General features: G+C 77.9%; 2 pseudogenes. Both read left to right on the top strand.

Annotated elements, in window-relative coordinates:
- Positions 1-881 (top strand): annotated as a pseudogene (locus JJV70_RS22450) (histidine kinase); the annotation flags it as partial.
- Positions 882-953 (top strand): annotated as a pseudogene (locus tag JJV70_RS22445) (roadblock/LC7 domain-containing protein); the annotation flags it as partial.

Here is a 953-nt window from a genome sequence, read left to right as displayed (position 1 = left end):
CGGGCCGGGCGGGTGCGCCCACCCCGCCGACCCCGCCGCGCCCCGCTCCGGCCGCCCCGCAGCAGGCGCGGCCGGAGCAGGCGCCGCCGCTGCCGGAGCGCCAGCCAGAGTCCCAGACCCCGCCCCCGGGACAGCCCGGCTCCGCCCGGCCGGAGCCCGCCGAGCAGCGGCCCAGCTGGGCGCGGGACGACGCGGCCCTGCCCGGCCAGCGCACCGACGGCCTGGACGCCCCCCGTGGGCACGAGGACCCGGAGTCCACCGGCGGCCACCCGCTGCCCGTCCCGGCGCCGCAGCAGGACCACCAGCCCCGGCGGGACGACACCACCGAACTCGACCTGCCCGTCGCCCCCTCGGCCTCGGCCCACACGCGGACGCCCATCTTCGAGGAGATGGAGTCCCACTGGTTCACCTCCGGTACTGCCCAGCCCAACCAGTCCGCCCCGGCGCCCTCGGCCCCGGCGAACGGCGGCCCCGGAGCCAGCCCGAACGGCGCCAACGGCACCAATGGCGGCACCGACCGCGCCGCCGTCCCGCAGCGTTCGGTGGGCGTGCACGGCCAGGACCGGACGTCCGCTCGTGGCGGATGGACGGCGTCGCCCAACGACGAGCGCTGGCGCCGCGCCGAGCAGGTGCGCGAGCCCGCGGCCGGCGGCATCACCACCTCGGGTCTGCCCCGCCGCGTGCCGCGTGCCAACCTGGTGGCGGGCACCGCGGAGCAGCAGGAGGACACCCGGCCCGGTCCGCAGGTCTCGCGCGCGCCTGACGCCGTGCGCGGCCGGCTGACCAACCTCCGCCGGGGCATCCAGCAGGGCCGTGAGGCCGGCGGAGCCTCGGACAGCACCAATCGGGGCCCCGGCCCCACGTACCGGCAGGAGCGTTAGTTGAGTCCGATGAGCCAGGCGGCGCAGAACCTGAACTGGTTGATCACTAACTTCGTGGAGAACACCCCCGGG

The sequence above is a fragment of the Streptomyces sp. JJ66 genome, assembly GCF_019303495.1.
GTDB lineage: Bacteria > Actinomycetota > Actinomycetes > Streptomycetales > Streptomycetaceae > Streptomyces.
Note: the sequence above shows the minus strand (reverse complement) of the source record. Positions and strands in the feature narration are given on the sequence as shown.